18 protein-coding genes are annotated in these 18,646 nt (G+C 65.5%); 16 read left to right on the top strand and 2 right to left on the bottom strand.

What is annotated here, in order from left to right; translation table 11 throughout:
* Positions 1–202: 202 nt before the first annotated feature.
* From QA639_RS27575 to QA639_RS27550, 6 genes are all read left to right on the top strand, one after another.
* A complete protein-coding gene (locus QA639_RS27575; RefSeq protein WP_428841066.1) occupies positions 203–928 on the top strand; it encodes a TetR/AcrR family transcriptional regulator in 726 nt (241 codons plus the stop codon).
* Positions 925–1,722: an HlyD family secretion protein gene (locus tag QA639_RS27570; protein ID WP_283087732.1), complete on the top strand. Its 798-nt coding sequence runs from the start codon at positions 925–927 to the stop codon at positions 1,720–1,722. The genes QA639_RS27575 and QA639_RS27570 overlap by 4 nt, the downstream gene beginning before the upstream one ends.
* Entirely contained in the window at positions 1,719–2,678 is a 960-nt protein-coding gene (locus tag QA639_RS27565) for an ABC transporter ATP-binding protein (RefSeq protein ID WP_283087731.1), read from the top strand. Before QA639_RS27570 ends, QA639_RS27565 begins: the two co-directional genes overlap by 4 nt.
* Before the next feature lie 31 nt (positions 2,679–2,709).
* Positions 2,710–3,873 carry an ABC transporter permease gene (locus tag QA639_RS27560; protein WP_283087730.1) on the top strand — a complete coding sequence of 388 codons (1,164 nt, stop codon included), beginning with the start codon at positions 2,710–2,712 and terminating at the stop codon, positions 3,871–3,873.
* Between the two features lie 139 nt (positions 3,874–4,012).
* On the top strand, positions 4,013–5,329 hold the full coding sequence (locus QA639_RS27555) for an adenylate/guanylate cyclase domain-containing protein (RefSeq protein ID WP_283087729.1): 1,317 nt from the start codon (positions 4,013–4,015) through the stop codon (positions 5,327–5,329).
* Between the two features lie 164 nt (positions 5,330–5,493).
* Positions 5,494–6,411 carry a PhzF family phenazine biosynthesis protein gene (locus tag QA639_RS27550; protein ID WP_283087728.1) on the top strand — a complete coding sequence of 306 codons (918 nt, stop codon included), beginning with the start codon at positions 5,494–5,496 and terminating at the stop codon, positions 6,409–6,411.
* Here QA639_RS27550 and QA639_RS27545 read toward each other — a convergent pair.
* Both QA639_RS27545 and QA639_RS27540 read right to left on the bottom strand, forming a co-directional pair.
* Positions 6,408–6,881, bottom strand: coding sequence for a DUF488 domain-containing protein (locus QA639_RS27545; RefSeq protein ID WP_157343284.1), 474 nt, complete (start codon positions 6,879–6,881; stop codon positions 6,408–6,410). The genes QA639_RS27550 and QA639_RS27545 overlap by 4 nt on opposite strands.
* Positions 6,882–6,891: 10 nt before the next feature.
* Entirely contained in the window at positions 6,892–7,719 is an 828-nt protein-coding gene (locus QA639_RS27540) for a DUF72 domain-containing protein (protein WP_028336815.1), read from the bottom strand.
* Positions 7,720–7,858: 139 nt separating this feature from the next.
* On the opposite strand from QA639_RS27540, the gene QA639_RS27535 reads away from it, so the two are divergent.
* The 10 genes from QA639_RS27535 to QA639_RS27490 all read left to right on the top strand — a co-directional run bounded on the left by QA639_RS27535 (position 7,859) and on the right by QA639_RS27490 (position 18,636).
* Positions 7,859–8,230 carry a hypothetical protein gene (locus QA639_RS27535; protein WP_050383285.1) on the top strand — a complete coding sequence of 124 codons (372 nt, stop codon included), beginning with the start codon at positions 7,859–7,861 and terminating at the stop codon, positions 8,228–8,230.
* Positions 8,231–8,296: 66 nt separating this feature from the next.
* A complete protein-coding gene (locus QA639_RS27530) occupies positions 8,297–8,503 on the top strand; it encodes a hypothetical protein (protein ID WP_028336817.1) in 207 nt (68 codons plus the stop codon).
* Between the two features lie 249 nt (positions 8,504–8,752).
* Complete coding sequence (locus QA639_RS27525) at positions 8,753–9,886, top strand: glycosyltransferase (protein WP_157343286.1); 1,134 nt, start codon at positions 8,753–8,755, stop codon at positions 9,884–9,886.
* Positions 9,887–9,893: 7 nt separating this feature from the next.
* Positions 9,894–11,396, top strand: coding sequence for a glycosyltransferase family 39 protein (locus QA639_RS27520; protein ID WP_283087727.1), 1,503 nt, complete (start codon positions 9,894–9,896; stop codon positions 11,394–11,396).
* A gap of 78 nt (positions 11,397–11,474) precedes the next feature.
* Positions 11,475–12,170 carry a DUF899 family protein gene (locus QA639_RS27515; protein WP_157343290.1) on the top strand — a complete coding sequence of 232 codons (696 nt, stop codon included), beginning with the start codon at positions 11,475–11,477 and terminating at the stop codon, positions 12,168–12,170.
* Between the two features lie 329 nt (positions 12,171–12,499).
* A complete protein-coding gene (locus QA639_RS27510) occupies positions 12,500–13,738 on the top strand; it encodes a DUF2778 domain-containing protein (protein WP_244978501.1) in 1,239 nt (412 codons plus the stop codon).
* Between the two features lie 218 nt (positions 13,739–13,956).
* Positions 13,957–14,913 (top strand): GAF domain-containing protein, encoded by a 957-nt coding sequence (locus QA639_RS27505; RefSeq protein ID WP_157343292.1) that lies wholly within the window; start codon positions 13,957–13,959, stop codon positions 14,911–14,913.
* A 187-nt stretch (positions 14,914–15,100) separates the two neighbouring features.
* Positions 15,101–16,618: an aldehyde dehydrogenase gene (adh, locus tag QA639_RS27500; protein ID WP_157343294.1), complete on the top strand. Its 1,518-nt coding sequence runs from the start codon at positions 15,101–15,103 to the stop codon at positions 16,616–16,618.
* 63 nt (positions 16,619–16,681) lie between these two features.
* Positions 16,682–17,032 carry a DUF779 domain-containing protein gene (locus QA639_RS27495; protein ID WP_157343296.1) on the top strand — a complete coding sequence of 117 codons (351 nt, stop codon included), beginning with the start codon at positions 16,682–16,684 and terminating at the stop codon, positions 17,030–17,032.
* Between the two features lie 107 nt (positions 17,033–17,139).
* On the top strand, positions 17,140–18,636 hold the full coding sequence (locus tag QA639_RS27490) for an AMP nucleosidase (RefSeq protein WP_157343298.1): 1,497 nt from the start codon (positions 17,140–17,142) through the stop codon (positions 18,634–18,636).
* The last annotated feature ends 10 nt before the right edge of the window (positions 18,637–18,646 follow it).

Below are 18,646 nucleotides of genomic sequence, written 5' to 3'. Positions count from 1 at the left end.
TGCGATTGGCCCCCGGCATTCCCTGCGTCCTCTGTTCCCCAGAGAGGCAGAAATAAGCAGCAAATTCGGGCATTTGCACCGCGAGATCGCGAATCTATGCGCACCTCTGAGGGGCCGGGAAGACCAACAGGAACGCTTCCGGCCGGTAGGCGTTTTCTCTGAACGCATTGACAATGACTGACTGGTCAGTCATATTGTGGCCATGACAAAGCGCATCGAAGAAACGAACCGCTCCCGGCCCGCCAAGCGCCGGACCACGATCCGGGCTGCGGCGGCGAGGATCCCGAAGGTGGCCTCGGCAAAGCTGCCCGAGCCGAAGCCTGCCGCGAACCGCGCCGAGAAATCCGCGGAGCGGCGCGCTGCGATCGTCGAGGCGGCGATGGACGAGTTCATCGCACGCGGCTTTGCCGCGACGCGGCTCGACGATGTCGCCAAGCGGGCGGGCGTCGCCAAGGGCACGCTCTATCTGTACTTCAAGGACAAGGAGTCGATGTTCGAGGAGCTGATCCGCACCGCAGTGGTGCCTCTGGTCAATCGCATGGCCGCGCCGCCCACCATCACAGGCCCGGTGCGCGATGCGGTGGAGAGATTCGCCGAGACCTTCATCCGCGAGATCGTGTCGACCCGGCGCGGCGACATCGTCCGCCTGATCGTCTCCGAAGGGCCGCGCTTCCCGACGATCGCCGACTTCTATTTCCGCGAGGTGGTGTCGAAGGGGATGGCCGCGATGCAGGCGCTGATCCAGCTCGCGATCACGCGCGGCGAGATCAGGCAGCGCCAGCTCGCGCAGTTTCCCCAGCTCGTCGTGGCGCCCGCGATCGTCGCGGTGATCTGGCAGAGCCTGTTTGCCCGGCACGCGCCGCTCGATGCCCTCGCGATGTTCAAGGTTCATCTCGATCTGATCTTCGGCGAACGGAGCAAGCCATGACCGGCTCGCGCATGATGAAGCTCGTGACGACAGTCGTGCTGGCGGCGACGCTGGCCGGTTGCCAGGAGAAGCGCGATCCCGGCTTCCAGGGCTGGGTCGAGGCCGACATGATCTTCGTCAGCCCCGATGAATCCGGCCGCGTCATCAAGCTCAATGTGCGCGAGGGCGACGAGGTCAAGCCCGGCGATCTGCTCTATTCGGTCGACGACGATTTGCAGCGCGCCGATCTCAATCAGAACAACGCGACCCTCGCCAATGCGCGGCAGAGCTATGACCGCGCGGCCTCGCTGCGCGGCACCGGCGCCGGCACCCAGGCCAATCTGGATTCCGCGGTCTCGGCGCTGCGCGTTGCGGAGGCGCGGGTCAACACCTCGCAGACCCGGCTCGACCGCCGCAAGGGCTTTGCGCCGATCGCGGGCTCGATCCAGCAGATCTATTTCCGCGAGGGCGAGATGGTGCAGGCGCAGCGCCCGGTGCTGTCGATCATGCCGCCCGGCAACATGAAGCTGCGCTTCTTCGTCCCGGAGGCCGAGCTGCCGAAGCTCGCGCTCGGCGACGAGGTGAGGGTGACCTGCGACAATTGCGCCGCCGACCTCACGGCAAAGATCTACTTCATCGCCACCACGGCGGAGTACACGCCGCCGGTCATCTACAGTCTCGATGAGCGCAACAAGCTGGTCTATCTGATCCAGGCGCGGCCAAGCCGGCCCGATGTGCTGCGCGTCGGTCAGCCGATCAGCATCTATCTCAATCCCAAGACCACCCCTAAGACGCCGGTGGCGGAGCGCAGATGAACGGCGGCTCCACCAGCGCGCAGTCCAACGCACCCTCCATCGCCATCGATGTGAAGGGCTTGACCAAGTCGTTTGGCGGACGCGAGGTCGTCCACGACCTGTCGATGCAGGTCAAGCGCGGCTCGATCTACGGCTTCCTCGGTCCCAACGGCAGCGGCAAGACCACGACCATCCGCATCCTGTGCGGCCTGCTGACGCCCGACAGCGGCGAGGGCACCTGCCTCGGCTACGACATCCGGCGCGATGCCGACAAGATCAAGCGCAAGGTCGGCTACATGACGCAGCGCTTCAGCCTCTACCAGGATCTGTCGGTGCGCGAGAATCTCGAATTCGTGGCGCGGCTCTATGGCATGCCGGACGCGCGCGGGGCTGCGGCCGACATGATCGCGCGGATCGGGCTGAAGGGTCGCGAGGAGCAGCTCGCCGCCAACCTTTCCGGCGGCTGGAAGCAGCGGCTGGCGCTCGGCGCCTGCACGCTGCCCAATCCGCAATTGCTGTTGCTGGACGAGCCGACCGCCGGCGTCGATCCCAAGGCGCGGCGCGATTTCTGGAACGAGATCCACGCGCTCGCCGCCGAAGGCCTCACCGTGCTGGTCTCGACCCATTACATGGACGAGGCCGAGCGCTGTCACGAGATCGCCTACATCGCCTATGGCCATCTCCTGGCCCACGGCACGGTGGACGAGGTGATCGCCGCCTCCGAGCTGTCGACCTGGACGGTGACGGGCGAGGATTTCAACGGCCTGATGGCCGAGCTCACGGATAAGCCCGGCGTCGACATGGTGGCGCCGTTCGGCACCAGCCTGCACGTCTCCGGCCGCGACAAGGCGGCGCTCGAGGCCGCGATCGCGCCCTATCGGGACAATTCGAAATGGCATTGGCAGGCCAGCGAGCCGTCGCTCGAAGACGTCTTCATCGATCTGATGGGGCGCTCCAAGGATAACTTTCAAGGATAACTTTCAAGGATAATTTCCAGGGATAATTGCGATGAGCGCAACGGAAACGATCCAGAACAGCGAGGCGAGGGAGCTGGCATTCGGCTTCTGGCGGCGCAGCTACGCGATGCTCGTCAAGGAGTTCATTCAGCTTCGCCGCGACCGCGTCTCGTTCGCCATGATCATCATGCTGCCGGTGATGCAGCTGACGTTGTTCGGCTACGCCATCAACACCACGCCGCGCAATCTGCCGACCGCGGTGCTGACCCAGGAGGACAGCGATCTCGGCCGTTCGATCCTGAAGGCGATGGAGAACACCGCCTATTTCCATTTCGTCCGCGAGGTCCATACCGTCGAGGAGTTCGACGAGTTGCTGCAATCCGGCAAGGTGCTGTTCGGCGTCGAGATCCCGCGCGGCTTCGAGCGCGCGGTGCGGCGCGGCGACAGACCGGCGCTGCTGGTCGCGGCCGATGCCACCGACCCGGTGGCGTCGGGCTCGGCGCTCGGCGCACTCGGGCCGCTGGTGCAATCGGCGCTGGCGCATGATCTGCACGTCGGCGATCCCCCGGACATGCCGTTCGAGATCCGCGCCCACGCCCGCTACAACCCGGCGGCGGACTCGCGCCTCAATATCGTGCCCGGCCTGGTCGGGACCATCCTGACCATGACCATGCTGATCTTCACCGCGCTCTCGGTGACCCGCGAAATCGAGCGCGGCACCATGGAGAGCCTGCTGTCGATGCCGATCAAGCCGGTCGAGGTGATGTTCGGCAAGATCATCCCCTATGTGCTGGTCGGCTTCATCCAGGCCACGCTGATCATCGCCATCGGCATTTTGCTGTTCGGCGTGCCGGTCCTCGGCAGCCTCACGCTATTGGCGCTGCTCACCACGCTGTTCATCACCACCAATCTGTCGATCGGCTACACTTTCTCGACCATCGTCCAGAACCAGCTGCAGGCGATGCAGCTCTCGATGATGTTCTTCCTGCCGAGCATCCTGCTGTCCGGCTTCATGTTTCCGTTCGCGGGCATGCCGGTCTGGGCGCAATATATCGGCGAGGGGCTACCGCTGACCCATTTCGTGCGCATCGTCCGCGCCATCATGCTGAAGGGGGCGGCGATGCAGAACCTGCAATACGACACCGCCGCATTGGTCGCCCTGATGCTGTTCGCCATGACGATCGCGGTGACGCGCTTCCGCCGCACGCTCGATTGAGGCTAATATGGATCCCATCAACGATCGTCATTCCGGGGCGATGCGCAGCATCGAACTATGGTACGCAACTGCGTACCAGGGAATCTCGAGATTCCGGGTCTGGTCCTTCGGACCATCCCGGAATGACGGGGTGGAGGGCATGGCTGAAATCTTGGCGACGAAAGGCGAGGCGGCGCAAGGCGCGACCGTATCCGCGGACTTCCATCACGCCCTGATGCGCGAGGTGATGACCACCGAGCTGCTCCGCATCAAGGTGCTGATCGCTACCGCCGCTGCCCTCGCGGCGATCAGTCTGCTGGTGTATTTCTTTGCGCCCGAGGCGGTCAGCCGCGTCTGGCACGGCAACCTCAGTCCCGTCTACGTCTTCTACGTCACCATTCCGCTGATCCTGTTCGAGATCTGGGTGCACGGGGCGATCAGCTGGCACATGCGCAAGGGGCGCGACCTGCCGGTGGTCCGGCGCTACATCGGCGTGCTGGTCGAGACGTCGCTGCCGACCGTCGTGCTGGCGCTGCACATGAACAGCATGGGGCCGCAGGAGGCGCTCGGCTTCGTGGCGCCGCTGATCTATTTCGTCTTCATCATCCTGTCGACGCTGCGGCTCGACTTCTGGCTCTCGACCTTCACCGGCTTCGTCGCGGCGGTCGAGCTGTTCTACATGGCGGTGTTCTTCCATCCCTCGGGCGGCGGCGCGGCCGAGACCAGCATCTACTATCACGCCGCGCGGAGCGCGATCATCCTGATCTGCGGCATGCTGGCCGGCGCGGTCGGCATGCAGCTGCGCCGGCAGTTCGCGGCCAGCATCGCGGCCGCCACCGCGCGCGATCGCATCACCAATCTGTTCGGCCAGCACGTCTCGCCGCAGGTGGTCGAACGTCTGATGACGGAGGGCGCTGGCACCGGGAGCGACATCCGCCGTGTTGCCGTGATGTTCGTGGATTTCCGCAGCTTCACCGCCGGCGCGCGCACCCGCTCGCCGCAGGAGGTGGTCGACAGGCTCGATGGCGCCTTTGCCGTGCTGGTCGATATCCTCGATCGCCATGGCGGCATCGTGAACAAGTTTTTGGGCGACGGCTTTCTCGCGCTGTTCGGTGCGCCGTTCGAGACCGGCGACGCCGCGCATCAGGCGGTCGCCGCCGCGCGTGAAATGCTCGCGGCGAACGAGCGCACCAACGCGGCGACGAGCTGGCCACTGCGCATCGGCATCGGCATCCACATCGGCGAGGTCGTCGCCGGCAATATCGGCTCGCCCCGGCGCAAGGAATACACCGTCATCGGCGACACCGTGAATTTTGCGGCGCGGCTCGAGGCGCTGAACAAGGAGCTCGGCTCGCAGTTTTTGATATCCTCCGCGGTCCGTGAGGCGCTCGGCGACGACTGCAAGGACGCGGTGTCGCGCGGCGAGATTCCGGTGCGGGGCTACGAGCACCCGGTGCACGTCTGGCAGCTGGGATAGGCGGCGACGCTCACATGATCCGAGGCAATCACGCACGTCTCCTCAAACCGCGCGAGCTGCCTGCATGTGACTTGCCCGCGATTGTACCGAGTGCTCTGAAGGGCATCGCGCGGGCCGTGCTACGATGACGTCATCGGAATGACCGGAGCACGAGGACAAGCAAGATGCAGCGGCGCTATATCACGGTCGACGTTTTCACCGACCGCGCCTTCGGCGGCAACCCGCTCGCCGTGGTGCTGGATGCCGAAGGGCTCTCGACCGAAGCGATGCAGGCGATCGCGACCGAGTTCAACTATTCGGAGACGACCTTCGTGCTGCCGCCGCAGGACAAGGCCAACGACGCCCAGGTTCGCATCTTCACGGTGCGCTCGGAAATTCCGTTCGCCGGCCATCCCAATGTCGGCACCGCGTTCGTGCTGGCGAGCCGGGCGGCGAAGGCGCCGGCGCGCTTGAGGTTCGAGGAGAAGGCAGGCCTCGTGCCGGTCGAGATCCTGTCCGATGGCGGCAGGGTGATCGGGGCCGAGCTGACCGCGCCGCAGGCGTTGCAGCGGACCAACGAGGTGAGTGCAGCCGCGGCCGCCGCGTGCCTGTCGCTGACGGCGGCTGATGTGAAGACCGATCGGCACGCCCCGCAAGTCGTCTCGGTCGGGCTGCCGTTCCTGGTGGTGGAGATCGCCTCGCGCGAGGCGCTGAAGCGCGCCCGGCCCGATGCGGCGGCGTTCGCCAGGACGCTGGCCGAGATCGGCCGCGATGTCGTCTATTTCTACACAAGCGACGTGCCGGCGAGCGAGCAGCCGCTCGACCTGCAGGCGCGCATGTTCCATCCGGGTGCCAGCAGCCTGTCCGAGGACCCTGCCACCGGCAGCGCGACCGCAGCTTGCGCGGCGCTGCTCGCCGATATCGATCCCGCGCGCGATGGCGAATTGCGGCTGCGGATCGGGCAGGGCGTCGACATGGGCCGGCCGAGCCTGTTGCTGACGCGGGTGCGCAAGCAGGCCGGTGCGATCAATTCGGTGCATGTCGGCGGCGGCTGCGTGAAGATGATGGAGGGGACGCTGAACGTGCCGGGCGGGGCAGGCTAGACCTGCGCCGCCGCCAGGTTCTCGATCCTGACGCCGTCGCGCTCCTCGATGATCTCGGCGATCCAGCGACGGTGGCAGTGCTCGTGGTCGCGCTCGTAGCAGAGGATGCAGACCGGGCCGGACTGCTTGACCAGCGCCGACAGCTCGTCGAGCTCTTCCTTGGCCTGCGCCGTCTTCAGGTGCGCCGAATAGATCTTGTGCAGCAGCGCATATTGCCCGCTGCGCGCCGCCTCCCGTCCGCTCTTCGGGGTACCGAGGCCGCGCAAATGGACGTAGCCGATGCCGCGCTCGTCGAGGCCCGCCGCGAGCTGGGTCTTGGAGAAGCCGGGCCGGCGCGAGGAGGCGATGGCGCGGACGTCGACCAGGAGCTTGACGCCGGCCTGCTCGACCTCGTCGAGCACCGCCTTGGACGGCGTCTGCTCGTAGCCGATGGTGAACAGCTTCGATGCCTTCGTCTTGGCCTTCGCCATCGGTTCTCGCTCACTTCACCCGTTCGATCAGCTCCATCGCGCCCGCCGGCGCCCGGATCTTGCCCTCGTGGATCACATAGGCGAACACGTCGCGCGGCGCCTTCTTCGGCGCGGTTTTCTCGACCTTCGGCAGGTCGTCGGGCTCGCTGCCGGCGGCCCAGTCCTGAAACCGCTTGGCCCAGGCGTCGAGCTGCTTCGGCGGATAGCAGGTTTTCAATTCGTCATTGCCCTTCTGCAGCCGGGCATAGACGAAGTCGCTCGCGACGTCGGCAATCGCCGGATATTTGCCGTGCTCGGCGAACACCACCGGCACCTCGTGCTCGCGAATGAGGGCGACGAATTCGGGCACGCAAAAACTGTCGTGCCGGACCTCGACGACATGGCGCAGCGCGCGGCCGTCGAGCTTGCGCGGCAGCAGCTCGAGGAACTTGCCGAAATCGGCGCCGTCGAACTTCTTGGTCGGCGCAAACTGCCAGAGCACCGGCCCGAGCCGGTCCTTCAGCTCCAGCACGCCCGAATCATAGAACCGCTTCACCGAATCGCCGGCCTCGGCGAGCACGCGGCGGTTGGTGGCGAAGCGCGGCCCCTTCAGCGAGAAGATGAAGCCGTCAGGCACTTCGCTGGCCCATTTGCGAAAGCTCTCCGGCTTCTGCGAGCCGTAATAGGTGCCGTTGATCTCGATCGAGGTCAGCTTGGAGGCGGCGTAGGACAGCTCCTTCGCTTGCGCGAGCTTCTCCGGATAGAACACTCCGCGCCAGGGCTCGAAGGTCCAGCCGCCGATGCCGATATAGATGTTGCCTGCGTCTGTCTTGGTCGCCTTGGTGGGAGCTTTGGCCACGACTGCACTCATCGTGAGGGAGGGAACAGGAAGCAAGACTAGTCAAAATAATCGTGATTGGCCAGTTTGCCAGATCGGCGCGGCAGTGCTTATCGTCGCCGTCGCTCTTCGCTACGATGCGCCAAAATGGAGAACAACAATGCGCATGCTGGTCGCGGCCGCCCTCTTGATCATGTCCTCCGCCGCCATATCGTCCGCTGCAATGGCCGACGAGGTCGACGATGCGCACAAGCTCGCGATCACCGGCCGCGACGCCTACTGGAATTGTCTCGCCCGCGAATATCCCCGCGACAGCAACAAGGCGATGTCCGACCAGGAATTCACCTCGCTGATCGCCAATGTCTGTCCCTCGGAGCGGCAGAACTTCCGGGTGTCGCTGATCGACTTCCTGTCGCTGCAATTTCCGAAGCAGGACGCCGACGCGAATCTGACGACCGCCAACCGCGCGATCGAGCTCGCGCAGAAGGACATTGTAACCGCCTTCACCCGGCGCAAGGCCGCGTCCAAATAGGTTCCCAAATCCTGTTGCGGCCGGCCGATTTTTGATATCAATCCGTGCAGGCGAGGGATGATCGGCATGGGCTCACAATCGACGGCAGGCTTCCTGGGCGCACTGGTCGCAGCCATCGCGCTGGCAGCGGCGTTCATCTACGGGCCGTCGCCGAGCCAGCTCCGTAACCCGACCCGGTCCGCCGCGCAGCCGCAGGCGGCTCCCGCCGCCGAGGCCGCGCCGGCAGCCCCGGCGCCACGCGGCCCGGTGATCCGGGAAGTCCCGAACAACTAGCGCCTCCTGCGCCCCTTGCGGACCGCCTGGGGCCTTCCTATGTTGCTTCCAACAGCGACGTTGCAGCTTCAGGGCTCCGGCGCTGGGACGACCACGACATTGATTGGCTGCGCCGGATGTACGCGCGCCCCTTGTTCGTGGTCGTTGGCATTTTCAGGGGTGTTTTGCCCCGTTTTCCCGCTTTCCGAGCGCGCGTTTGGGTTGGCCTGCCTTGGCAGCGGGAGAGGCTGCGGCTATACGCTGGCGCTCATGAACGAAGCCATCAAGCCGAGCCCCGAAACCTCATCGCAGGCAGCAAGCTTGCCGCTGCTTTCGGTGGTCGTCCCGACCTTCAACGAACGCGACAACGTCACGGTGCTGTACCGCCGGCTCGACGCGATCCTGAAGGACGTGTCCTGGGAAGTCATCTTCGTCGACGACAATTCGCCCGACGGAACCTGGGACGTGGTGCGCGCGCTGGCGCGGAAGGATTCCCGCGTGCGCTGCATCCGCCGCATCGGCCGGCGCGGCCTGTCCGGCGCCTGCATCGAGGGCATCCTGGCCTCGAGCGCGCCCTATGCCGCGGTGATGGACGCCGACCTGCAGCATGACGAGACCCAGCTGCCGAAGATGGTGGCGCTGCTGCAGAGCGGCGAGGCCGAGCTCGTGGTCGGCAGCCGCTATATCGAGGGCTACAAGGCCGACGGCTTCAACAAGCAGCGCGCCGGCGCCAGCGCGTTCGCCACCGAGATCGCACGCCGCACGCTGAAGGTCGAGATCGCCGACCCCATGAGCGGCTTCTTCATGATCCGCCGCGACCGTTTCGAGCAGCTCGCGCCGCAGCTGTCGACGCAAGGCTTCAAGATTCTGCTCGACGTCGTGGCGACCGCAGAGGGCAAGCTGCGCGCGGTCGAAATTCCCTACACGTTCGGCGCCCGCCAGCATGGCGAGAGCAAGCTCGATTCCATGGTCGCGCTCGACTTCCTCGGCCTGGTGCTGGCGAAGCTGACCAATGATCTGATCTCGCTGCGCTTCATTCTGTTTGCGGCCGTCGGCGGGCTCGGCCTGGTGGTGCACCTCACCGTGCTGTTCATCGCGCTCGAGCTGTTCAAGGCGCCATTCCCGGAGGCCCAGGCCACTGGTGCGATCGTCGCCATGACCAGCAATTTCATCCTCAACAATTTCCTGACCTATCGCGACCAGCGGCTGAAGGGCTTTGGCATCCTGCGCGGCCTGCTGCTGTTCTATCTGGTCTGCAGCGTCGGCCTGCTCGCCAATGTCGGCGTCGCGTTCTCGGTCTACGACCAGGAGCCGATCTGGTGGCTGGCGGGCGCGGCCGGCGCACTGATGGGCGTGGTGTGGAATTACGCGATGTCCGGGCTGTTCGTCTGGCGCAAGCGATGACGGTGGCATGAACGCGAACGAGGCGCGGCTGGCCCGAAACACCGCGCTTGCGGTGTGCGCGCTGGTCGTGTTGCGGCTGGCCGCCGCGGCATGGACGCCGCTGACCTTCGACGAAGCCTATTACTGGATGTGGTCGAAGTCGCTCGCCGGCGGCTATTACGACCATCCGCCGATGGTCGCGGTGGTGATCCGACTCGGCACCATGATCGCGGGCGATACGCCGTTCGGCGTGCGGCTGGTGTCGATCCTGCTCGCACTGCCGATGAGCTGGGCGATCTACCGCGCGGCCGAGATCCTGTTCGGCGGCCGGCGCATCGCCGCGAGCGCAACGATCCTGCTCAATGTGACGCTGATGGCCGCCGTCGGCACGCTGATCGTGACGCCGGATGCGCCGCTGCTGGTCGCTGCCAGCCTGCTGATGTACGTGCTGGCAAAGGTGCTGGAGAGCGGCCGCGGCGCCTGGTGGCTTGCGGTCGGCGCCAGCGCCGGCGCGGCGCTGCTGTCGAAATACTCGGCGCTGTTCTTTGGTCCGGCGATCCTGATCTGGCTTGCGATGGTGCCGAAGCTGCGGCGCTGGTTTCTCTCGCCTTGGCTCTATCTCGGCGGCCTGGTCGCCCTCGGCCTGTTCAGCCCGGTCATCCGCTGGAATGCCGAGCATCACTGGGTGTCGTTCATCAAGCAGATGGGACGCGCCCGGATCGAGGATTTCCGGCCGACCTACATCGCCGAGCTGATCCCGACCCAGTTTGCGTTCGCAACGCCATTGGTCTTCATCCTCGGCGTGATGGGCCTCTACGCGCTCTATCGGCGCCGCGCCGGCGCGCTGGAGGCGCGCGTGCTGGTCAATACGATGTTCTGGACCATCGTGGTCTACTTCACCTGGCACGCATTGCATGCACGGGTCGAGGCCAACTGGTTCGCGCCGGTCTATCCCGCCTTTGCCGTGGCCGCCGCGGTCGCGGCAGTCCAGGTGCAGTGGGCGCCGCGCGAGCGGCGCACGATCGATTTCTGCCGCCGCTGGGCCGCGCCCGTCGGCGTCGTGCTGTTCGCGCTGCTGATCGTGCAGGCCAACACCGGTTTGCTCTCGGGCTATCGCCGCGACGCCACCGTGCGCAGCGTCGGTGTCGGCTGGCAGGAGCTTGCGGACGAGATCGAGGCGACCCGCGTGCGGACCGGCGCGAGCTGCGTGCTGGCGGCGGATTACGGCACCACCGGCTGGCTCGCCTTCTATCTCCCCAAGGGCACCTGCGTCGCCCAGCAGGGCCAGCGCATTCGCTGGGTCAACATGCAAGAGCCGAGCCCGGCGCAACTGGCCGGCAAGCTGCTCTATGTGCACGAGGTCGAGCAGGCGATGCCGGCCTCGCTGCGCGACAATTTCGCCCGTGTCGAAACGGTGGCCGAGGCCAAACGCATGCGGGGGCCGTTGACCATCGAGACCTACGCGCTCGACCTGCTGGAAGGTGTAAAGGGCGAGGTCCTCGACCGTTCCCCGCCGCCGGAACTGCAGTAAAATCCTCGCCGTTGAGTGTCGGATCGTCCGGGGCCGGCTCGTCTTCCAGACAGCCCGTCAACCACGCGAGGTTCCAACATGACCAGTTCCGTTCTCAAGCCTGCCGCCGAGCTCGCCACGACCAACGTCAGGCGCTTTCCCAATGAGAGCGCCGAGTATCGCAGCGCCCGCCAGGAATTGCTCGTCGAAGAGATCGAGCTGCGCCGGCATATCGAGCGCGTCGCCGCGCTGCGCCGCGCCTTGCCGCCGGGCGGCGAGGTGATCAAGCCCTATGAGTTCGCCGGCGAGTCCGGCGTGGCATCGCTCGCCGATCTGTTCGGCAGCAAGCCGACGCTGATCGTCTACAGCTACATGTACGGCCCGCAGCGCGAGAAGCCGTGTCCGATGTGCACATCGTTCATGAGCACCTGGGAGGAGAAGCTGCCCGATATCGAGCAGCGCGTGTCGTTCGTGTTCGTGGCGCGCTCGCCGATCGCTCGATTGATCGAGGCGAAGAAGGCGCGCGGCTGGACGCGTCACAGGATCTACTCGGATGCGTCGGGCGACTACACGTGCGACTATGTCAGCAAGGATGACAGCGATCTGCCGGGATACAATGTCTTCACGCGCCACAACGGCACGATCCGTCATTTCTGGGCCGGCGAAATGGGGGCGGGCACCATGGACCCCGGCCAGGACCCGCGCGGCGCGCCGGACATGGATCCGCTCTGGACCTTGCTCGACACGACGCCTGAAGGGCGCGGCAAGGACTGGTATCCGAAGCTCAGCTACTGAGAGATGTTTTTTGCTCGATCCCCGCGCGATTACGGGGCGATCGGCAAGGAAATTCTCCCCTGAATATATTCCGGCATGCCGCGCTGGAGCGGCATGCCGGAATGTCCCATGATGGGACAGAAAAGCCGCTTTGGCGGTCCAATGTCATCTTAAAAAAGCCCTACGCCACAGGCACTTCCCGCGCTGCAGGGGATCGCATCCGGTTAAGTCGCATTTAACTAAAAGTCGCCTTAATGGCCGTCTGTGCCCCCGCGCGACGTTGAGCCGAACTCCGTTCGACCCCGCGTCGAGTGAGGGACAAAGGTGGACCTGTTTTGAGCGCCGGGCGTATGGGTACGAGTGCGAGTGCGTATGTTCTTGGGGCGCCAAGCCGCAAGAAATCCTCCCGAAAAATCCTCCCACAGCATTTCCTCGGCAGCGCCGCGGTGGCGGGGCTGGTGCTTGGCTGCGCCTGGACCGTCTACGCCAACATTTTTGCGGCGAGCGTCTATCCCTCCGTGGGCAATGCGTCGTTCGATGCGCCGGTGATCAAGCGGCCCGTCGCGGTCGCTGCGCGGCCGACGCCTGCCTTCAACGAGGTGTTCGCGTCCCTGACGCCGGCACCAGCGGCGCCCGCGAAGACCGAGGTCGCGAAGTCGGAAGCCGCGGCATCGTCGCTTATGTTTAACGATCGGTTTGCGGCCGCCTCGCCCGAGGGCGTCGCGTCCAGCGTCGTGGCTGACGCCGCATCGCAGATCGACCCGATCAAGCAGGCCGCTGCGCCAAAGGTCGCCGAAGCGGCGAGGGCGGTCGCCTCCGCGGAGCTCGCCGAGACATCGAAGCCGTTGCCGGCGCCGAAGTCGGTCGAGACCGCCAAGAAGCAGGCCGCCGCCAATCTGAAGGTGGTGCTCAACGATCCCGCTGCGGACGTTCAGCCCAAGGGGGCCGACAAGGCAGCCGAGGCGAAGCCTGCCGAGGCCAGGCAGGCGACTAAATCCGGCGGCGTTCGCGACATGGCCGCGCGCGCCAAGGCCGCGGTGATGTCGATCGCATCGAACGAACGGCAGACCATGGTCGAGAAACTGTGGGGCAAGCGGGAGTCGAGCGGTGGATTGCTCTCCTTCGCTTCAGCCGATGCGAACGTGACCGGCAGCATTCCTTCGACGCTGGACCAGAGCCCGATGCTCGGCGGCTCGCCGCCCTATGACCGCCAGACGGCGGTCTACGACATCTCGGCCAGGACCGTGTACCTGCCCGACGGCACGCGCCTCGAGGCGCATTCGGGCCTCGGCTCCAGGCTCGACGATCCCAGGTCCTCGCACCTGAAGATGGTCGGCGTGACGCCGCCGCACATTTATGAGCTCAAGCCGCGCGAGGCACTGTTCCACGGCGTGCCGGCGCTGCGGCTCAACCCGATCGGCGGCGAAGGCAAGATCTTCAACCGCGTCGGCCTGCTCGCGCACACCTTCATGCTCGGTCCGAACGGCGACTCCAACGGCTGCGTCTCGTTCAAGGACTATTACGCGTTCCTCGATGCCTACCGTAACAAGGGCATCCGCCGTCTCGCGGTGCTCGCGCGGATTCAGTAGGCGCATTCTGCTGGAGGGGACGCTTGTCCCCTTGGCCTCTCCCGCGGTCAACCGCCTGGAACGGCCACCGCTCCATCGTCAGTTCCTGTCCGAAGGTCCCGGTTGCCATCCCTTGAAAGGCTGTGGAGCGCGCTATATCCTGTCGCATACAAGGGTGCCAGGGCCAACAGCGCCGCGTTCCCGAGGGGCAGAGAACCCGGGGAGCAGGGGAGGGAAGCATGACCCGGTCGGCGGGCGTCATGCATACGGACAAGGTTCTCGACGTGCTTGCCGGAGGTGGGGCGCCATCCGACCTGTCGGCGTCGTGGCGTCGTTCCGGCCATCTGCACGCGCTCGATCCGGCGAGCCGCCTGCCTTCCCATCGTCTCAGCCAGGCTGACATCGCCGCTGCACAGCAGCGGCTCGGCGGATTCCTGAAAGTTGCTCAGAGCACGCTCGACCGGCTGTTTCTTGCGGTCGGCGGGGTTGGCTGCTCGGTGCTGCTCGCGGACCGCGACGGCGTCGTCGTCGACCGCCGCGGTGCGGGCGCCGATGATGCGACCTTCGACGCCTGGGGGCTCTGGACCGGCGCGGTCTGGAGCGAGAAATACGAGGGGACCAACGGCATCGGCACCTGCATCGTCGAGAAGCGCCCGCTGTCGATCGACCGCGAGCAGCACTTCTTCACCCGCAATTCCGGACTGTTCTGCACCACCGCACCGATCTTCGATGAGCATGGCGAGCTTGCCGCCGCGCTCGACGTTTCCTCCTGCCGGGCGGATTTGACCGGCGGATTTTCCCGGCTGATCGCGACCACGGTCACCGACGCCGCGCGCACGATCGAGGCCGAGAATTTTCGCCGCGCGTTTCCCGATGCGCGAATTCTGCTGACGCCGAAGAACGAGCGCGCCGTCAATTCGCTGCTGGCGGTCGATCGCGACGATCTCGTGATCGGTGCGACGCGGGCTGCGCGCCGTGCACTCGGCCTCAACGCGGCGTCGCTGGCGCGGCCGTTGCCGGCGGCCGATCTGATCGGCGAGACGCGCGACGCGGGTGACCTGGCTGCCGCGGAACGAGCAGCGTTGCAACGGGCGCTAGCGCGCGCCGCCGGCAATGTGTCGAAGGCCGCCAAAGACCTCGACATGTCCCGGGCGACCTTGCATCGCAAGCTCAAGCAACTCGGCTTGCACCGTTAGGCTATCTCACGAAGCCCGGAGCGCTGCGTCCAAAGCGCTGCTGCGTCTGTGCAATTTGCGGCGCACTCTGTCTCAGATTTGCGACAGTTCCCTCGTGGCCCTTGGGGCGAGCCCCTGTTCTGTATGCCTGATTTGATCGAGCGTTCCGGCCAACGCCGTGTGCATCGGCGTGCCAACGGAGGAACACATGAACAAGGTGGACATGCAGTCCGTGCTCAAGGCGCCGTTCGCCAAGCGCTACGGCAATTTCATCGGCGGCGAATGGCGCGAGCCCCATTCCGGGAAGTATTTCGACAACGTCTCGCCGGTCACGGGACTTCCGATCTGTGAAATCCCGCGCTCGGATGCCGCGGATATCGAGGCCGCGCTCGACGCGGCGCATGCAGCCAAGGACGCCTGGGGCAAGACCAGCGTCGCCGAGCGCTCGCTCATCCTCAACAAGATCGCCGACCGGATGGAGGCCAATCTCGAGAAGCTCGCCACCGCCGAGACCTGGGACAACGGCAAGCCGATCCGGGAGACCATGGCGGCCGACATACCGCTCGCGATCGACCACTTCCGCTATTTCGCCAGCGCGATCCGCGGCCAGGAGGGATCGATCTCCGAGATCGATCACGACACCGTCGCCTACCACTTCCATGAGCCGCTCGGCGTCGTCGGGCAGATCATTCCCTGGAATTTCCCGATCCTGATGGCGACGTGGAAGCTTGCGCCGGCACTCGCCGCCGGCAATTGCGTCGTGATCAAGCCCGCCGAGCAGACCCCGGCGTCGATCATGACCTGGCTCGAACTGGTCGGCGATCTCCTGCCCAAGGGCGTCCTCAACGTCGTCAACGGCTTCGGCCTCGAGGCCGGCAAGCCCTTGGCCTCGTCGAACCGGATCGCCAAGATCGCCTTCACCGGCGAGACCACGACGGGCCGGCTGATCATGCAGTACGCCTCGCAGAACCTGATCCCGGTGACGCTCGAGCTCGGCGGCAAGTCGCCCAACATCTTCTTCAAGGACGTCTGCGCGGAAGACGATGATTTCTTCGACAAGGCGATCGAGGGCTTCGTGATGTTCGCGCTCAACCAGGGCGAGGTCTGTACCTGCCCGAGCCGTGCGCTGATTCACGAATCGATCTACGACCGCTTCATGGAGCGCGCGTTGAAGCGGGTGGCGGCGATCACGCAAGGCAGCCCGCTCGACCCGACCACCATGATCGGCGCGCAGGCTTCCTCCGAACAGCTCGAGAAGATCCTCTCCTATATCGACATCGGCAAGAAGGAGGGCGCCAAGGTCTTGGCCGGCGGCGAGCGCAACAATCTCGGCGGCGGATTGTCGGGCGGCTATTACGTCAAGCCGACCGTGTTCGAGGGCAACAACAAGATGCGCGTGTTCCAGGAGGAGATTTTCGGGCCGGTGGTGTCGGTCACGACCTTCAAGACCGACGAGGAAGCGCTCTCGATCGCCAACGACACGCTCTATGGCCTCGGTGCGGGGGTCTGGAGCCGCGATGCCAATCGCTGCTATCGCTTCGGTCGCGCCATCCAGGCCGGCCGGGTCTGGACCAATTGCTACCACGCCTATCCGGCGCACGCGGCGTTCGGCGGCTACAAGCAATCCGGCGTCGGCCGCGAGAACCACAAGATGATGCTCGACCATTACCAGCAGACCAAGAACATGCTGGTGAGCTACAGCGCGAAGAAGCTCGGCTTCTTCTAGGATCCTGTAGACGCGACGGGCTTCGGCGGCGAGGCCGCCGAAGCTCCCATCACGGAGGTCGAGATGGCTGACAAGGTGACCGCGACGCCGGCCGCGCTGGAGCTGATCGCCGAGATCGTCGCCGATCACGGGCCGGTGCTGTTTCACCAGTCCGGCGGCTGCTGCGACGGTTCGTCGCCGATGTGCTATCCGCAAGGCGAATTCCTGATCGGTGATCACGACGTCAAGCTCGGCGAGATCGGCGGCGCGCCGTTCTACATCAGCGGCGCGCAGTATGGCGTCTGGAAGCACACCGATCTGATCATCGACGTCGTTCCCGGACGCGGCGGCATGTTCTCGCTCGACAACGGGCGCGAGCGCCGGTTCCTGACCCGGTCCGAAATCTGCGCGTTGCCGCCCGGCGAGGCGGAGTAGGGCAGCCTGTCGCGATCGGCGTCGATCTGGAACTGGAGGCCATTGTCGTTATATTGTGCTGATCCAGGCGAGTCCAAGCTCGGCAACGGATCTGGTGCAACGCGAACATGTCTCCCACACCCTCCATCGAAACCCCGCCGCCGATCACGACCGAAGCGTTCGTCGATGCCGCAGCCGCCGTTGTCCGTCTCGAAGAGATCTACGAGCGCAACACCGGCTTCCTGCGCAATCGTTTCGAGGCCTATGTCAACGGCGCTGTTATCACGACGCGGGTGCGGGCGCATTATCCGTTCGTCCGCATCACGACCTCGTCGCATGCGCGGCTCGATTCGCGGCTTGCCTACGGCTTCGTCGCAGGACCCGGCGTCCACGAGACCAGCATCACGCGGCCCGACATCTTCCGGACCTATCTCACCGAGCAGATCGGGCTGCTGATCAAGAACCATGGCGTGGCGGTCGAGATCGGCGAGTCGAACGAGCCGATCCCGATCCATTTCGCCTACCGGCGGGACATCAATATCGAGGCGGCGCTGACCATCGCCGACAGTTCGGCGTTCACAAGGTCGCTGCGCGACATCTTCGATACGCCCGATCTCGCGGCGATGGACGATGCGATCGCCGACGGCACCTTTGAGCTGACGCCGGGCGTGCCGGAGCCGCTCGCGCTGTTCCGCGCGGCGCGGGTCGATTACTCGCTGCGCCGGCTCTACCACTACACCGGCACCGACCCGGAGCACTTCCAGAATTTCGTGATCTTCACGAACTACCAGTTCTATGTCGATGCCTTCGTGCAGCTCTCCCAGCAGCGGCTTGCGTCGGGCGAGGCCGGTCTCGAGGCCTTCGTCGCGCCCGGCAATGTGACCACGCACAATGCGCGGCTCGGCGGCGGCACCACCGGGACCCCGTCCGAACGCGTCCCGCAGATGCCGGCCTTTCATCTGGTCCGGCCCGGCTATCGCGGCATCACCCTGATCAATATCGGAATCGGTCCGTCCAATGCGCGCAACATCACCGATCACGTCGCGGTGCTACGGCCGCATGCCTGGCTGATGATCGGGCACTGCGCCGGGCTGCGCAACACGCAGCGGCTCGGCGATTATGTGCTCGCCCACGGCTATGTGCGCGAGGACCACGTGCTCGATCACGAGCTGCCGCTCTGGGTGCCGATCCCGGCGCTTGCGGAAATGCAGGTTGCACTCGAGGAAGCCGTCGGCGAGGTGACCGGGCTCTCCGGCTTCGAGCTCAAGCGGCTGATGCGCACCGGCACGGTCGCCAGCGTCGACAACCGCAACTGGGAGATCAGCGGGCCGCAGGTGATCCGGCGCATGTCGCAGTCGCGCGCGGTCGCGCTCGACATGGAATCGGCGGCGATCGCCGCCAACGGCTATCGCTTCCGCGTACCCTACGGCACGCTGCTGTGCGTCTCCGACAAGCCGCTGCACGGCGAGATCAAGCTCGCAGGCATGGCCAGCGAATTCTACCGCCAGCGCGTCGGCCAGCACCTTGAGATCGGTCTCAAGGCGCTGGAGCGGCTCAAGCAGCAGGAATCCGAACGCCTGCATTCGCGCAAGCTGCGCAGCTTCGCCGAGGTCGCGTTTCAGTAGCGCAACGCTG

It is taken from the genome of Bradyrhizobium pachyrhizi, from assembly GCF_029714545.1.
Lineage (GTDB): Bacteria > Pseudomonadota > Alphaproteobacteria > Rhizobiales > Xanthobacteraceae > Bradyrhizobium > Bradyrhizobium pachyrhizi.
This window is presented reverse-complemented; position numbering and strand designations above follow the sequence as displayed.

Excerpts from the sequence above, each read along its gene's own strand:
- QA639_RS27575 (WP_428841066.1), top strand. The coding sequence starts at position 203 with ATGACAAAGCGCATCGAAGAAACGAACCGCTCCCGGCCCGCCAAGCGC.
- QA639_RS27570 (WP_283087732.1), top strand. The coding sequence starts at position 925 with ATGACCGGCTCGCGCATGATGAAGCTCGTGACGACAGTCGTGCTGGCG.
- QA639_RS27565 (WP_283087731.1), top strand. The coding sequence starts at position 1,719 with ATGAACGGCGGCTCCACCAGCGCGCAGTCCAACGCACCCTCCATCGCC.
- QA639_RS27560 (WP_283087730.1), top strand. The coding sequence starts at position 2,710 with ATGAGCGCAACGGAAACGATCCAGAACAGCGAGGCGAGGGAGCTGGCA.
- QA639_RS27555 (WP_283087729.1), top strand. The coding sequence starts at position 4,013 with ATGGCTGAAATCTTGGCGACGAAAGGCGAGGCGGCGCAAGGCGCGACC.
- QA639_RS27550 (WP_283087728.1), top strand. The coding sequence starts at position 5,494 with ATGCAGCGGCGCTATATCACGGTCGACGTTTTCACCGACCGCGCCTTC.
- QA639_RS27545 (WP_157343284.1), bottom strand. The coding sequence starts at position 6,881 with ATGGCGAAGGCCAAGACGAAGGCATCGAAGCTGTTCACCATCGGCTAC.
- QA639_RS27535 (WP_050383285.1), top strand. The coding sequence starts at position 7,859 with ATGCGCATGCTGGTCGCGGCCGCCCTCTTGATCATGTCCTCCGCCGCC.
- QA639_RS27530 (WP_028336817.1), top strand. The coding sequence starts at position 8,297 with ATGGGCTCACAATCGACGGCAGGCTTCCTGGGCGCACTGGTCGCAGCC.
- QA639_RS27525 (WP_157343286.1), top strand. The coding sequence starts at position 8,753 with ATGAACGAAGCCATCAAGCCGAGCCCCGAAACCTCATCGCAGGCAGCA.
- QA639_RS27520 (WP_283087727.1), top strand. The coding sequence starts at position 9,894 with ATGAACGCGAACGAGGCGCGGCTGGCCCGAAACACCGCGCTTGCGGTG.
- QA639_RS27515 (WP_157343290.1), top strand. The coding sequence starts at position 11,475 with ATGACCAGTTCCGTTCTCAAGCCTGCCGCCGAGCTCGCCACGACCAAC.
- QA639_RS27510 (WP_244978501.1), top strand. The coding sequence starts at position 12,500 with ATGGGTACGAGTGCGAGTGCGTATGTTCTTGGGGCGCCAAGCCGCAAG.
- QA639_RS27505 (WP_157343292.1), top strand. The coding sequence starts at position 13,957 with ATGACCCGGTCGGCGGGCGTCATGCATACGGACAAGGTTCTCGACGTG.
- adh (WP_157343294.1), top strand. The coding sequence starts at position 15,101 with ATGAACAAGGTGGACATGCAGTCCGTGCTCAAGGCGCCGTTCGCCAAG.
- QA639_RS27495 (WP_157343296.1), top strand. The coding sequence starts at position 16,682 with ATGGCTGACAAGGTGACCGCGACGCCGGCCGCGCTGGAGCTGATCGCC.
- QA639_RS27490 (WP_157343298.1), top strand. The coding sequence starts at position 17,140 with ATGTCTCCCACACCCTCCATCGAAACCCCGCCGCCGATCACGACCGAA.